The organism is Bacteroides stercoris ATCC 43183, from assembly GCF_025147325.1.
Lineage (GTDB): Bacteria > Bacteroidota > Bacteroidia > Bacteroidales > Bacteroidaceae > Bacteroides > Bacteroides stercoris.
On sequence record NZ_CP102262.1, the window covers coordinates 2,546,532 to 2,561,037 of the forward strand.

The following is a 14,506-nucleotide window of genomic DNA, read 5'->3' on the forward strand; positions in this document are numbered from 1 at the left end:
ATTTATGTTTTTGGCACGGATTTGGCAAGTATAAGGGCGAAGAATCGCAGGCTGTCCGTTTACGCAACAGGACGGCAGCAACGTAAAACGGTAAATAAAGACAGAAAATATGGATAGAGAGATTCCGAAAGAAGTTCGTAACAAAGAGCGTAACAAGAAAATCATTCGTTATGGCGGCATGGGCGCTGCGGGTATCGTCGTTATCAGTGTGCTCATCTCATTGATGCGCACGGGGGTGAAGGAGAAGGACATCGTATTCTCCCAGGTAAGTACAGGCACGATTGAAGTCAGCGTAAGCGCTTCCGGCAAGGTGGTTCCTGCCTTTGAGGAGATTATCAACTCGCCCATCAACACCCGTATTCTGGAAGTATATAAGAAAGGCGGCGACAGCGTGGATATAGGCACGCCCATCCTGAAGCTGGACTTACAGAGCGCCGAAACCGACTACAAGCAGAAACTCGACGAGGAGCAGATGCGCAGCTACAAGCTGAAGCAGCTCAAGCTTGAGAATATGACCAAGCTGAACGACCTGGAGATGAAGATAAAAGTCTCCGCCATGCAACTGAACCGCAAAAAGGTGGAGTTGCGCAACGAGCAATACCTCGACAGCCTCGGTTCGGGTACTACCGACAAAGTGCGTCAGGCAGAGTTGAGTTATAACGTGGCGGAGCTGGAATACGAACAGTTGAAGCAGCAGTACGCCAACGAGAAGGAAGTGCTGGATGCCGAATATCAGGTACAGGAGCTGGACTTCAGCATCTTCAGAAAAACGCTTGCCGAAACGAAACGCACGCTGGACGATGCGCAGGTCCGCTCGCCCCGCAAGGCAATCCTCACTTACATAAACAACCAGATCGGTGCGCAGGTGGCGGAAGGTTCGCAGATTGCCGTCATCTCCGATTTGAGCCACTTCAAGGTAGAGGGCGAGATAGCCGACACGTACGGCGACCGTATTGCCGCCGGCGGCAAGGCGATAGTCAAGATAGGCAGCGAGAAGCTGGAAGGTACGGTGAGCAGCGTCACTCCGTTGTCCAAGAATGGTGTTATTTCCTTCACCGTACAGTTGAATGAGGACAACAACCGCCGTCTGCGCTCCGGCCTGAAGACGGACGTATATGTGATGAACGCTGTGAAAGAGGACGTGATGCGCATAGCCAACGCCTCTTACTACGTGGGTCGCGGGGAGTACGAACTGTTTGTACGCAATTCCGACAAGGAGATTGTGAAACGCAAAGTGCAGTTGGGCGATTCCAACTTTGAGTTTGTGGAAGTTATTGGCGGCTTGCAACCGGGCGATGAGGTGGTGGTGAGCGACATGAGCCAATATAAGAACAAGAATAAGCTGAAACTGAAATAACAATTAAATACCTATCATTATGATTAAGTTAACTGGCATCAACAAGATTTATCGTACCAACGAGATTGAAACCGTAGCGTTGGAGAATGTGAACCTCGAAGTGAACAAGGGGGAATTCCTCAGTATCATGGGACCTTCCGGTTGCGGTAAATCTACTTTGCTGAATATTATGGGTTTGCTAGATGCGCCTACCGGTGGCACGATTGAAATAGCCGGTACCAAGGTGGACGGCATGAAGGACAAGGAACTGGCGGCTTTCCGTAACCGGAAGCTGGGCTTTGTGTTCCAGTCTTTCCATTTGATTAACTCGCTGAATGTGCTGGACAACGTGGAGCTGCCTTTGCTGTACAGAAAGGTATCGTCCAAAGAACGTCGCCGCCTGGCAGAGGAAGTGTTGCAGAAAGTAGGCCTGAGCCACCGCATGCGCCACATGCCTACACAGCTCTCCGGCGGTCAGTGCCAGCGTGTTGCCATCGCACGCGCCATTATCGGCAATCCGGAGATAATCCTCGCCGATGAGCCTACCGGTAACCTGGACTCCAAAATGGGAGCGGAAGTGATGGAGCTGCTGCATCGACTGAACAAGGAAGACGGGCGCACCATCGTAATGGTAACCCACAATGAAGAGCAAGCCAGACAGACCTCAAGGACAATCCGCTTCTTCGACGGCCGTCAAGTAGAATAACCCCCATAATCCATAACTTATAACTCATAACTCAAAAATGCAGACCATTCGCCAAGCTTTTATACTTTTACGGCAGAACCCGTTGCTGAGTACCATATTCATATTAGGTACGGCATTTGCCATTACCATGATTATGGCGATTGTGATTACCTGGCAGATGAAATATGCCGACATCGAGCCGGAAGTGAACCGTAACCGCTCTCTCTACATAAGCAAGATGCATTTGCAGGGCAAGGAGAACAAGAACTGGAATAATTATACAGCCTGTTCGCCGGCTTTCATGAAGAACTGTGTGCAGCCGTTGCCCGAAGTAGAGGCCTGTACGGCATTTGTTCCGGCAACGGTCGCCCTGGTTTCCATGCCCGACGGCACTAATGCGGTGAAAGTGGATGCTATGGAAACCGACCCGGGATTCTGGAAAGTGTTCCGGATGCAGTTTGTCGCAGGACGGGGATTCGATGATTCCGACCGGGGCGGTGATGTGTCCGCCATTGTCGTGGCTGCTTCTGTGGCGCGGAAACTGTTCGGCACTACGGATGCAGTAGGCAAGACGGTGCTGCTGAACCGTAACGAAGCGCGTATCTGCGGGGTGGTAAAGGATGTTTCGGTCATTGCGAAGGATGCTTATGCGCAAGTGTGGCGCATGTATCCCGCCAAGTTGCAGGATGCCACTTCCATCTGGAGTTATGCCCAATCGCATACGGTGGTGGCGCTGGCACGTTCTTCCGAAGATATTCCGGCCATCAGGCAGGGAATAGCGAAGCGGGTGAAGGACATCAATGCCGTACAGGCCGAAACGCTGATGGACATTATGGAACAGCCCGATGAAATCGTGGCGCATGTCAACCATGTGTGGGCCAACGTGGGGCCGGATTTGCGGATGTTGTACATACAGTACGCTCTGGCATTGCTCATTGTTCTTTTAGTGCCGTCGCTCAATCTGTGCGGCCTGAGCAACAGCCGTATGCAGCAGCGCATCAGCGAACTGGGCGTGCGTAAGGCATTCGGAGCGACGCGCGGCGTACTCATAAGGCAGATCTTGAATGAAAACCTCGTACTGACTCTGATTGGCGGAGCGGTGGGGCTGGTGTTCAGCTATCTGGCCGTGTACGGCATGCGTACGTGGCTGTTCACCAATAATCAGAACACCGGCACTTCCGGCGAGTTCGACCTGAGCATGTCGGTACTGTTCAGCCCTACGGTGTTCTGTCTGGCATTCCTTTTCTGTCTGGTCATCAACCTGCTGAGCGCAGGCCTGCCTACATGGCTTGCCGCACGGCACACAATTGTGGATTCTTTGAACGATAAATAAAGCGAGATTGATTATGAAATTCATAGTACATAACTTACGTATGATTCGGGCGCGTCTCCGCAGTAACGGATGGGTGCTTGCAGAATTGTTTCTGGTATTTATCGTGATGTGGTTTCTCTGCGATTCGCTGGGATGCCTGAAGTATACGTTCTATCGCCCGTTGGGCTATAACATAGACCATGTGTACCAGCTTTCAATGATTAAGGGCGGTGAAAGCCGGGACAGCAGCATGACGAGTGCGGACAAATACCTGGGCATCCTGCAGAAGCTCGAAAGGGAGCCTGCGGTTGAAGTGGCCGCCCTGTCGTATTGGAGCCTGCCGATGAGTGGCAATAATTCCTATAACTCGCTGGCTGTGCAGGATACCATCGGCTGTGCAGTGCGCATAATAAACGCTACCGGGGGATATACGCGGGTATTCCGCATGAAGGAAGATGCCAAACGTCCGTTTGCGGCAATGCCTGTGAGGGGTGATGTCACATCCGGCAATTATGTGATGCTGAGCGAGGGTGCGGCCGACTATTATAAGGAAAGAGTACCCGGCTTCTCTTTGGATACTCCCTTGAGCTGGTACGGAGATTCCGCGAACGTGGTAACACAGTGCGGCATGATCGGCAGTTTCCGTTCCTATCGCTATGGGGCAGATGCAGAGTGGGCTTTCCGGAGAATTGACGAGAATGTGATACGGACCGAATTGCGGGATGATGGAGCGCAGATTGTTTTCCGCGTGAAGGAAAACATGGACTCTCCCGATTACCGGAGCAAGTTTCTGAAAGAGATAGCCCCGCATCTGGACACCGACAATATGTTCATAGCCGACGTTGTGCCTTATACGGAGCAGCAATATCAGTTTGAAGTGATGAAAGGCGATGTGGATAAGGTGAATACGCAAACGGTTGTGGTGGTATTCCTGTTGGTGAATGTGTTCCTGGGGCTGATAGGCACTTTCTGGTTCCGCACCCGTAGGCGCCGCAATGAAATAGCTTTGCGGCTTGCCATGGGCAGCACGAAGAAGCAGATATTCTGCCTGCTCATGGGGGAGGGATTGCTGTTGCTGACTCTTGTTACGCTGCCCGCCATGATTGTCTGTTATAACGTGGGCATTGCCGAATTTACAATGGGACATACGGAACTGATTACCACCTGGCCGGTGAAATGGAGCTTCCTGCGTTTTCTGCTGGGCTCGTTGGGTGCATGGCTGCTGATAGCGCTGATGGTGGTGATTGGAATATGGTTCCCGGCACGGCAGGCTATCAAGATACAGCCGGCAGAGGCGTTGCACGAAGAATAGAATGTGAAACAAAATAAAAAAGAAGAAATATGAGAACTGATATAGCGGGTGTTATCATTGCATTGGTATTGGCCTTTGCAGGTATGCTAAGTGTTTGTGCACAAGATGCAAAAGTAAGTGAAGTACGTAAGGTGGATGCTTTCTCGTCCATTGAGATAACCTCTGTGGGGACAATTCATTTTACACAGAGTGATACTTATTCTTTCAGGATTGAAGGCAGGGAGAGGTACGTGAAGAATACGCAGACCACAGTGAAGGACGGCCGTCTGCTGATAGGTTTCAAGGACGGGAAAAACAAGCGCAGGAGCAATCAGAAGGATGGCGTGACTATCTGGATTTCGGCTCCCGACTTGAAGGAGGTGGAGTTTACCGGTGTAGGCGAATTCAAATGTGAGAAGCCCTTGAAGCTCGATGCCGTGTCATTCGAGATAAAAGGTGTGGGTGAAGTGAATGTCTCCGACTTGACGTGCAACGAGCTGAAAGTTGCCTTGCGCGGAGTAGTCAGCGCCGATATTCATGTAACCTGCGACTATTTGTCCGCCAAAATGGGTGGTGTGGGCAGTGTCACTTTGAGCGGAAGCGCCGGACGCGCTGATATTTCCAAAGGAGGCATAGGAGGCGTAAATACAGATAATTTAAAAATAGGCCGTTGAGATGATAAAGCAATATTTCATACAAGCATGGGCGCAACTTCGCCAGCAACCGCTGATTAGTGCGGTCAGTATAGCCGGTACTGCGCTTGCCATCTTCCTCATTATGCTGGTGGTGATGATGCAGCAGGTAAAGGTTGTCCCTTTTGCACCCGAAAGTAACCGTGACCGCTTCCTGCACGTCAAGTGGATGAGTATCTCCAACTCAAATTGGGGAGACGGCACAAGTAACGGACCGATGAGCGCACAGACTGCCCGCGAATGTTTCCAGTTGTTGAAGACACCGGAAGCCGTTACTATTTATACTGTTTTTCCTATATCCACTCCTGTATCTCTGCCGGGCAGTCCGGCGATCAGTGTGGACTTGCGACAAACGGACGACATCTTTTGGCGCGTATTTGACTTCTCCTTTATTGGTGGAAAGCCTTATGATAAAGCAACATTCGATGCAGGTCAACCGGTGGCTGTACTTACGGAGAGTGTGGTGCGCAGCCTTTTCGGCACGACGGATGCCGTGGGGCGCGAGTTTCTTCTCAATCATGCGCCTTACCGCGTTGCCGGTGTCGTGAAAGATGTGTCTACGCTGGCCGACTGCGCTTACGGACAGGTATGGGTCCCGTATACTTCTACGGGAATGGATAAGGAGGCTTGGAACGACCGGCACATGGGAATGATGAGTTGTACGATGCTGGCGCGCAGCCGGGATGATTTCCCCGCTATACGCCAGGAAGCGGAACGCCGTAAATCAGAGTATAATACGCTTATCGGAGAGAACGGCTGGAAGCTGATTTACCGTAACCGCCCTTACGACCAGGAAAAGAATGCCATTGCTTTCGGCGCCAATATCGAACCGGATGTGAATGCGGCGCGCCGTCAGCGGATTATCATCTTCGTCATTCTGCTGATAGTGCCTGCCATCAATCTTTCGAGCATGACACAGAGCCGCTTGCGTCAGCGGGTATCGGAAATCGGAGTGCGCCGTGCTTTCGGCAGTACACGGATGGAGCTGATTGGGCAGATTGTGGCGGAGAATCTGGTAATGACTTTATTGGCGGGTGTTGTCGGTTTGCTGTTGAGCGTGGCCTTTGCATACGTGGGCAACACGTTGCTTTTTGCGCAGGAATTCAGTCAGACTTTGAACCCGCCGGAAGTGGATGCTTCCATTCTGCTTCATGCTTCCACCTTTGGGTGGGCGTTGCTGTTCTGCTTTGTGCTGAATCTGATGAGCAGCGGTTTCCCGGCATGGAAGGCTTCCCGCATCGGGATAGTGAACGCATTGGGAGGACGGTTGCATTAAACGCTTGTCGCTAACTATTAATTACGGAAAGAAATGACTAAGAAACTTTTGGTACAGATAAAGAATGAATGGCGCAATAACCTGTGGCTGGCGTTGGAATTGCTGGTTGTAAGTGTTGTGATGTGGTTTGTGGTGGACTATCTTTATACGCGTATGGCAACTTATCTGGAGCCGCGGGGCTTCGACATCAGCCATTGCTACCTTATCGAAATGGGAAAGCTTACCGATAAGAGTCCCGATTATATCCCGAACCAGACCGATGAGCAGGAAGATGCCGATATTCTTGAACTTGTGGACCGTCTGTGCCGTCGTCCGGAGATAGAGGCGGTGAGTCTTTCGCAAAACTCATATCCATATAATGGCAGTAACTCCACAGATCTGGTGCAGTACGATACGCTGGTCTCCGGTAATTGGACGATACGCCGTTTGGTGACTCCCGATTTTGTGCGTGTGTTCCGTTATCAGGGCACACGTGGCGAGACGCCCGAGCAGCTTGCCGGGATGTTGGAAAAGGGAGAGTTCCTTGCTTCCGACAACCTTTACCGGAAGTACGGCCATCCGCTGACGGAGTTCGTAGGCAAGAGCTTCCGGCTTTTCGGCGACACAATACAAACCTACCGGCTGGGAGCGGCCTTGAAGGATGTACGTTACAATGATTTCGAGCAGGCCCGCGATTCGTATACCTTTCTTTATAAACTCGATTGGTATGATACGGGATTGGAACTCTGTGTCCGTGTCCGCGAAAATCAGGACCATGATTTCATCCAACGCCTGAAAACGGACAGTGAGAAACAGTTCCGCATCGGCAATATCTTTATCTCCGAAATACGTTCCTTTAAGGACATCCGCCGTAATTTCCAGCAGACATGGAGCAATGACCTGCGCAATTACGTAATGGGTATGGGATTTCTGTTGCTGAATATATTTTTGGGACTGCTCGGCACTTTCTGGTTCCGTACCCAGCAACGCCGTTCGGAGATTGCCCTGCATAAGGTGCATGGAGCATCGGACATGAGTATTTTCACCCGTCTGATAAGCGAGGGGCTGCTTTTGCTGTTGCTTGTCACGCCTGTTGCTTTGCTCATAGACTATAATCTGGCAAGCATGGAACTGAACTCCTGGCGCAACGGTACGACCTTGGAGTGGGAGCGCCTATTGCTTTGCGCTGCCATCAGCTTCCTGCTGATAGGATTGATGATTGCGATTGGTATAGGCATTCCGGCACGCAGGGCGATGAAGGTACAACCGGCAGAGGCGCTGCATGATGAATGATTTTAGGAAGTTAAACAGATAACGGAATATGATACGTCTTTACTTTCAGCAAGCGCTATATCACTTGCGCGAGAATCCTATCATAACATGGGTTTCCGTACTGGGTACGGCATTGGCCATCTGTATGATTATGGTACTTGTCATCACTTTTCAGGTGCGGCTTGTGGACTGCGAGCCTGAGGTGAACCGCAGCCGTTCGCTGTATGTGTCTGCCATGTCCGTCAAGAACAAGGGCGGGAGCGACGGCGATTCATCCAACGCCCGCATGTCGGTGCATACGGGGCGCGAGTGCTTTAAGAATCTCACTACGGCGGAGGCAGTAACGTTGGTTTCCTTGCCCGAAAAGGTACGTGTGTCCCTGCCGGCAGGCAACAAGGTCACGGCCGACATGGTGCAGACGGACGACGCCTTTTGGCATATCTTCCGGTTTCGCTTTCTCAGCGGCAAGGCGTTTACCAAGGCCGACAGCGATGCCGGAGTGCTATGCGCCGTGTTGAGCGCTGCGGTGGCGCGCCGCCTGTTCGGCACAACGGACGTTGCGGGAAAGACGGTGCAGTTGAACTATGTAGAGTACCGTATATCCGGTGTAGTGGCGGATGTGTCCGTACTGGCCACTTCCGCCTATGCGCAGGTGTGGATTCCTTATACGTCCACAGACATTGCCCGGTTGGCGTGGTGGGAGGAGACCGTAGGACAGATGAGGGCGGTTATCCTTGCGCGTTCCGCAGCCGATTTTCCGGCTATCCGTGAGGAGGCGGAGCAACTTCGCCGTAAGTATAACGACAGTCTGCGCGACTCGGAAGTGTTCTATCGCGGGCAACCCGATGAACAGTTTGCCAACCTTTACCGCAAGTGGAGCGAAACGCCCGATACCAAAGCCATTATCCTGCGCTATATGCTCGTTATCGCCATCCTGTTGCTTGTGCCTGCCATCAACCTGAGCAGCATGACGCTCTCCCGTATGCGCAGACGTATGGCGGAGATAGGTGTGCGCAAGGCTTTCGGGGCTACGGGTGGCGAACTGATACGCCAGATATTCTTTGAGAACCTGTTGCTGACATTGTTTGCCGGCGTGTTGGGACTTGCGCTGAGTTACGCCGCCACCTTCCTGCTGAACGGTTTCCTTTTCAACAACAGCACCAATGCCTACCTCAGCGGGGAAACCGCCCTGACACCGGGCATGCTGCTTTCGCCCTGGGCATTCCTTGCAGCTTTCGGTTTCTGTTTGCTGATGAACATCCTTTCGGCAGGCATACCGGCATGGAGGGCTTCGAGAATGAATATAACGGATGCGATCAATCAAAGGTAAACGATGGTTATGAAAACGATATTGAAACAAATAAAGAACGAGTGGAACAGCAATCTTTTTCTCTTTGTGGAGCTGCTGCTGGTCTTTGTCGTGCTGTGGTATATTGTGGACTGGACGCTTGTCACCGCACGGGTCTATCACGCTCCGATGGGATTCGATACGGAGCACTGCTACAACATCACCGTAAGCAAGCTGGGAGAGGACTCGCCTCTTTATAATCCGGAGCTGACCGCTGATGATGATATGGACGACTTGCTCCGGCTTACGGACAGGCTGCGCCACTGCCCCGGCGTAGAGGCCGTTGCCATTTCGCAAAACTGCTTTCCGTACAATGAGGGCAGTAACGGTATTGATTTGGGTATTGACTCTGTGGCTGTCAATGTTCGTCTTCTTTGGGTGGAGGCGGACTTTTTCCGCGTGTTCCGTTATGCCTTTACGGAGGAAGCGGAGTTTGCCAAGGTAGAGGCTGCATTCCGCAATGACGAGCCGGTGGTATCTTCCAATCTCACCGAAGGACATCCGGAATTGGGAGGCAGTGCGTCCTTGCCGGGGCGGGAAGTCTTGCTGTTGAACTACGGTAAGGACGTTCGCCGTCGCATCGGTGCGGTGGGCACGCCCGTGCGTTGGTCGCATTTCCATACTCCGTCGCAGTGGGGCGGGGCTTTTGCAGCCCTTCCGCTCAATGCGAAGAGGTTACGGAATTTCGGCGATCCCCGTTATGTCACAGTCAGCCTGCGCGTTTCCGAAGATGCCGATAAGAACTTTGCCGAAAAGCTGATGAATGATGCCGACCGCCTTTATCAGGTAGGTAATCTGTATCTGCTGGACATTACACCTTTCAGCCATTTGCGCGAAATCTGTGAGCTGGAAGACATGAACGAATGGAAGACGCAGCTTTGCGTGCTCGGTTTCCTGCTGTTGAATATCTTCTTGGGCGTTATCGGCACATTCTGGTTCCGTACGCAGCAACGCCGTAAAGAGGTTGCGCTGCGGATGGCGCTGGGCAGTTCGCGCCGGGGGATTTTCTCCTGTCTCATGTACGAAGGGGTGTTGCTGCTTACGCTGGCGGCCGTACCGGCGGCTGTCATCGCTTTCAACATCGGTTATGCCGAACTGGTGGATGTGGGCAAGATGCCTTTCGATGCCGGACGCTTTCTGCCGGCTCTTGCCTTGACATGGCTGCTTATGGCGCTGATGATTGTTGCCGGAATCTGGTATCCTGCTTATGGAGCGATGAAAGTACACCCGGCAGAAGCATTGCATGATGAATAAAGTTTTTTAAGAAAAGATGTATATTCTCGATATAAGCTTGTATATTTGCGTAGTTATAAAGAAGTTTACGCAGACAAATCAAAACAAACGGAATGGGAAAACACTTTTTCTTAACATGTTCATTAGCTTTCTTATGCATGATATCGGGGACGCTTTCGGCTGCGGAAACCAATTATAATGTACTTTTCATACAATCATACACAAACAGTTCTTCCTGGCATAATAACCTTATTGCCGGTTTGCAGGACGGCTTGGAAGAGGGCGGTGTAAAAGCAAACGTGGTTATAGAGTATCTGAATGCCGATTTTTGGACGTTTGCTTCGGAGTGTGTCATCATGCGCCGCATATGCGAACGTGCCAGACAGCGGAAAACGGATTTGATTGTGACGTCCAGTGATGAGGCTTTCTTTACCTTGACTCACTGCGGCGATTCTTTGCCGTATCAGATACCGGTAGTTGTTTCGGGCATTAAATATCCTGACAGGAAGTTGTTCGACCGTATGCCGAATGTCTCGGGCTTCACTTCAGTAACGGATTTTAATGTGTTGCTTGAGGAAGCCATACGTTTGTTTCCTGCACGTAAGGAGATTGTCTGCCTGTCGGACAGCAGTTTTTTGAGTGCTAAGGGAGTGGAAGCGGTAGAAGAAGCCTGGGAGTCTTTTCATAAGAAACATCCCGAATACAGTTTTAAGGAACTGAATGTGCAGAGAAAGTCCCTCAACTCTCTCATAACGTCTATTTGTTACGATTATCATGCCCATAAGTACATTGTTATCGCCCCTAAGTGGATTCCTTTTCTTTCCCTGAAATTGAAAGCTCCTGTATTTGCCAATCAAAACCTGGCAATGACAAGTGGTGTTTTATGTGTTTATGATGTAGAACCGGCGGCAGATACTTATGCTGCGGGCATACAGGCGGCAAGTATTCTGAAGGGGCGGTCGCCTGCTTCATTCGGAATAGGAGACCTGGGTGGCAAGTTATTGTTCGACTACAAACAGTTGGACTTCTTCCATGTAGATGTGGATAGTGTTGAAAAACGGGGAATCGTTTTGAACATTCCTCTGATGGACCGCTATCAGGCCTGGTTTATTCTGTTCTATTCGGTGATAGTGGGTGCGTTGGCATTTCTTGTAGTCTGGCTCTATCGGAGCAACCGGCGTGAATCGCGCAAGCGGATACATGCGCAGACCCGTCTGCTGATACAACACCGTCTGGTGGAACAGCGGGATGAATTCGATAAGATATTCTGTTCTATTCGCGACGGACTGGTTACGTATGATATGGATTTGAGAATCCATTTTGTGAACCGGGCTTTAGTGGAGATGCTGGGATTACCTGCAGAAATGTATACGACACGTCCGTACGAAGGACAGGTTGCCGGTTCCATTCTCCATATTTACATGAATGGCGAGAACATCCTGCAGGCTCTGTTGAAACAGGTGATACAGGATAGGAAGCCTGTCATTATACCGGAAAAGGCATTCATGCAAGAGAATACCAAAGGTATTTATTTCCCTGTTTCGGGCGAGGTGGTTCCTATCTTTGCGAAAGACAAACTGACGGGTATGGCAATTGTCTGCCGTAATATATCCGAAGAAGAGATGCAGAAGCGTTTTTTCAATATGGCTATTGAGGAAAGTTCCATTTATCCGTGGCAGTACAACACACGGTTGAAATGCTTCCATTTTCCCGACGGACTGCTGCAACGTTTCAATTGCTACGACAATACGGACTATATCTCGAGGGAAGAACTGGATCGGATTGTCCATCCGGAAGACCTTTCCCGCACATGCAGGCATTTCGACAATATCATGCTGGGGCATGAGCCGAACTCGCGCATGAGTTTCCGGCTGCAAAACGCAGATGGCGGATATGAGTGGTGGGAGTTCCGGAGTACCGCTTATGAGGGGCTTACGGTAGATATACCTTATAGGGTATTGGGTGTATGCCAGAGTATCCAGCGTTATAAAGACACCGAAGAGGAACTTATCGCGGCCCGTGACCGTGCCTTGCAGGCTGACAGACTGAAATCGGCGTTCCTTGCCAACATGAGCCATGAGATACGTACTCCGTTGAATGCGATAGTCGGTTTCTCCGATTTGTTGAAAGACCTGCAAGCCTTTTCTTCGGAAGAAGTACAGCAGTTTGTCGAGACTATCAATATAAACTGCACGTTGTTGCTGGCTCTGATTAATGATATTCTGGACCTCTCGCGCATCGAATCGGGCACAATGGATTTTCAGTTCTCTTCTTACAATCTTACGTTTATCATGCAGGAAGTTTACGACTCCCAGAGGCTGAGCATGCCGCAGGGAGTGGAATTATGCACCGATTTTCCGGAAGGGGCCGACAAGTATATCACTACCGATGCCGTACGCTTGAAGCAGGTTTTGAATAATCTGATTAACAATGCCAAGAAGTTTACCGTGCAAGGGAGCATCACTTTAGGATATAGAGTGGATGAATCCGGATATACCACCGTCTTTGTGGAAGATACCGGAGCGGGTATATCCGATGAAGACCAGAAGCATATCTTCGAGCGTTTCTATAAGGCGGACAGCTTTACGCAAGGGGCCGGTTTAGGGTTGAGTATCTGCCAGACAATTGTGGAACGTATACACGGAACCATTACGGTGACTTCAAAGCCGGGCAGAGGAACCCGCTTTGAAGTCCGCATGAGTGATGATGTAATATGATTGCCGGTCGGTTTTAGAGTTTATTCTATCCTTTTGCATCCGTTGGATTGCAGGAACTCGTCGAGCATCAGTTCGTAGTTGCCATGCAGCATGATGTGATGGTTGCCCAACGGATTTCTCAGGAAATATTCCGCCGGGGCGTTCATCTTGATACGTACCTGTGTGCGGCACATATTGATGTAGTTGGTGTTTTCGGTCAGTGTACCTGTGCCGAGGTAATATTCGTCCAGACATTCTCCGCCGCATTTCACGATTGTTACGTCTCCGGTAGGCAGTATTCCCTGTATGCCGATGCCGCTTTCCGTTTCAAAGTGGTTGCGGATGATGAACTGCTCTGTCTGTGCGATGCCGATGGTGCAATGCGCCAGTATGATTTCGTTGGTGCGTGCATTAATCATGGAAGGATTGGCCATGAAAGCAGGTTTGCCTGTAAGCACTTTGGCAGCGAGCATGGTGAAGACGGACTGCAAATCGCCTTCGCATCCGGCAATGATGCCCTCGTCATTCAGCAGGGAAAGCGCCAGGCAGCCGGTAGTGCCCGTCTGTTCTATCAGGCGGAAACAACTCAGGGTGAGTGCGCTTAAACGGTCTTCGTCCACAATCTTCCGGATGGCGCGGTACAGGCGCATTGCCTTTATCATATCTTCGGGCGACGCTTCCCGGCAGGCAAGCGCTTTTCCGGCAAGGCCGGCACATGCTTCGCCTACTTCATCATCCGTGATTTGGTTGTAATATTCGTACACGCGTTCCAGTGCGATGTCTGTGTATTCCACTCCCCAGCGTCGTTTGGCAAGCAGATAATCCACGTTGCTGGCAATGAGCCAGCTCGACGGAGTGCCTATCACGCCGATACGCATTCCGTAGAGGCCGCGTTGTGCCATGAAATTGCTGTGCAGTACAAAAATGCGTTTGATAATTTCGGACAGTTCGCCATGCAGGATTTCGCTTTTCATTCCCCGGCTGCGCAGCCAGGAAGATATTTCGAGGGCGGCGGCAAGCGAGTTCTGCATACCGTCTGCCAGGATGATGGCAGGGCGGGGAAGAGCCTCGAAATGCTGGATAACCAGCCGTTCCACTCCGCCGGTGGCGATGAACAGGATGCTGAAATCGTCGGGAGACAGTTTGTTGATATCTTGGTAATCTATGAAATTGACGGTGAAATATTTTTCCAGTTCGTTCAGGATTATTTCATGGGAACTGCGGACTGATGCTTGCTTATGTAGCAGTGAAGCAAAAGTTATTAGGTTGATGACCATAGCGTTACTTACTATTTTAAAAGTTGGTTTAAGATAAAACGGTTGTGGTTGCTCATTTGTTTACTATTTCAAAGGTACAAGATTCTTTTTAAATAGCATAGTGTTTTTA

11 protein-coding genes are annotated in these 14,506 nt (G+C 50.7%); 10 read left to right on the plus strand and 1 reads right to left on the minus strand.

What is annotated here, in order from left to right:
* Window positions 1-109: 109 nt before the first annotated feature.
* The 10 genes from NQ565_RS10510 (at window position 110) to NQ565_RS10555 (ending at window position 13,141) form a co-directional block, all read left to right on the plus strand.
* The gene (locus NQ565_RS10510) at window positions 110-1,357 is read left to right on the plus strand and encodes an efflux RND transporter periplasmic adaptor subunit (protein WP_005653142.1); all 1,248 of its coding nucleotides are present in this window, start codon (window positions 110-112) and stop codon (window positions 1,355-1,357) included.
* 19 nt (window positions 1,358-1,376) lie between these two features.
* On the plus strand, window positions 1,377-2,042 hold the full coding sequence (locus tag NQ565_RS10515) for an ABC transporter ATP-binding protein (protein ID WP_005653140.1): 666 nt from the start codon (window positions 1,377-1,379) through the stop codon (window positions 2,040-2,042).
* A 37-nt stretch (window positions 2,043-2,079) separates the two neighbouring features.
* On the plus strand, window positions 2,080-3,354 hold the full coding sequence (locus tag NQ565_RS10520) for an ABC transporter permease (RefSeq protein WP_005653138.1): 1,275 nt from the start codon (window positions 2,080-2,082) through the stop codon (window positions 3,352-3,354).
* A gap of 13 nt (window positions 3,355-3,367) precedes the next feature.
* Window positions 3,368-4,645 (plus strand): FtsX-like permease family protein, encoded by a 1,278-nt coding sequence (locus NQ565_RS10525; RefSeq protein WP_005653136.1) that lies wholly within the window; start codon window positions 3,368-3,370, stop codon window positions 4,643-4,645.
* Window positions 4,646-4,674: 29 nt separating this feature from the next.
* A complete protein-coding gene (locus tag NQ565_RS10530; protein WP_005653134.1) occupies window positions 4,675-5,298 on the plus strand; it encodes a GIN domain-containing protein in 624 nt (207 codons plus the stop codon).
* 1 nt (window position 5,299) lies between these two features.
* On the plus strand, window positions 5,300-6,592 hold the full coding sequence (locus tag NQ565_RS10535; RefSeq protein WP_005653132.1) for an ABC transporter permease: 1,293 nt from the start codon (window positions 5,300-5,302) through the stop codon (window positions 6,590-6,592).
* 33 nt (window positions 6,593-6,625) lie between these two features.
* Entirely contained in the window at window positions 6,626-7,864 is a 1,239-nt protein-coding gene (locus tag NQ565_RS10540) for an ABC transporter permease (protein WP_005653130.1), read from the plus strand.
* Between the two features lie 28 nt (window positions 7,865-7,892).
* Window positions 7,893-9,173, plus strand: a complete 1,281-nt coding sequence (locus tag NQ565_RS10545) for an ABC transporter permease (RefSeq protein WP_005653128.1) — start codon at window positions 7,893-7,895, stop codon at window positions 9,171-9,173.
* Between the two features lie 9 nt (window positions 9,174-9,182).
* Window positions 9,183-10,445: an ABC transporter permease gene (locus NQ565_RS10550; RefSeq protein WP_016662791.1), complete on the plus strand. Its 1,263-nt coding sequence runs from the start codon at window positions 9,183-9,185 to the stop codon at window positions 10,443-10,445.
* Between the two features lie 92 nt (window positions 10,446-10,537).
* Entirely contained in the window at window positions 10,538-13,141 is a 2,604-nt protein-coding gene (locus tag NQ565_RS10555) for a sensor histidine kinase (RefSeq protein ID WP_016662790.1), read from the plus strand.
* Between the two features lie 20 nt (window positions 13,142-13,161).
* On the opposite strand, the gene NQ565_RS10560 is transcribed toward NQ565_RS10555, so the two are convergent.
* The gene (locus tag NQ565_RS10560; protein WP_022104675.1) at window positions 13,162-14,397 is read right to left on the minus strand and encodes a hypothetical protein; all 1,236 of its coding nucleotides are present in this window, start codon (window positions 14,395-14,397) and stop codon (window positions 13,162-13,164) included.
* Between the last annotated feature and the right edge of the window lie 109 nt (window positions 14,398-14,506).

Coding starts and splice junctions, on each gene's coding strand:
- NQ565_RS10510 (WP_005653142.1), top strand. CDS start 110: ATGGATAGAGAGATTCCGAAAGAAGTTCGTAACAAAGAGCGTAACAAG.
- NQ565_RS10515 (WP_005653140.1), top strand. CDS start 1,377: ATGATTAAGTTAACTGGCATCAACAAGATTTATCGTACCAACGAGATT.
- NQ565_RS10520 (WP_005653138.1), top strand. CDS start 2,080: ATGCAGACCATTCGCCAAGCTTTTATACTTTTACGGCAGAACCCGTTG.
- NQ565_RS10525 (WP_005653136.1), top strand. CDS start 3,368: ATGAAATTCATAGTACATAACTTACGTATGATTCGGGCGCGTCTCCGC.
- NQ565_RS10530 (WP_005653134.1), top strand. CDS start 4,675: ATGAGAACTGATATAGCGGGTGTTATCATTGCATTGGTATTGGCCTTT.
- NQ565_RS10535 (WP_005653132.1), top strand. CDS start 5,300: ATGATAAAGCAATATTTCATACAAGCATGGGCGCAACTTCGCCAGCAA.
- NQ565_RS10540 (WP_005653130.1), top strand. CDS start 6,626: ATGACTAAGAAACTTTTGGTACAGATAAAGAATGAATGGCGCAATAAC.
- NQ565_RS10545 (WP_005653128.1), top strand. CDS start 7,893: ATGATACGTCTTTACTTTCAGCAAGCGCTATATCACTTGCGCGAGAAT.
- NQ565_RS10550 (WP_016662791.1), top strand. CDS start 9,183: ATGAAAACGATATTGAAACAAATAAAGAACGAGTGGAACAGCAATCTT.
- NQ565_RS10555 (WP_016662790.1), top strand. CDS start 10,538: ATGGGAAAACACTTTTTCTTAACATGTTCATTAGCTTTCTTATGCATG.
- NQ565_RS10560 (WP_022104675.1), bottom strand. CDS start 14,397: ATGGTCATCAACCTAATAACTTTTGCTTCACTGCTACATAAGCAAGCA.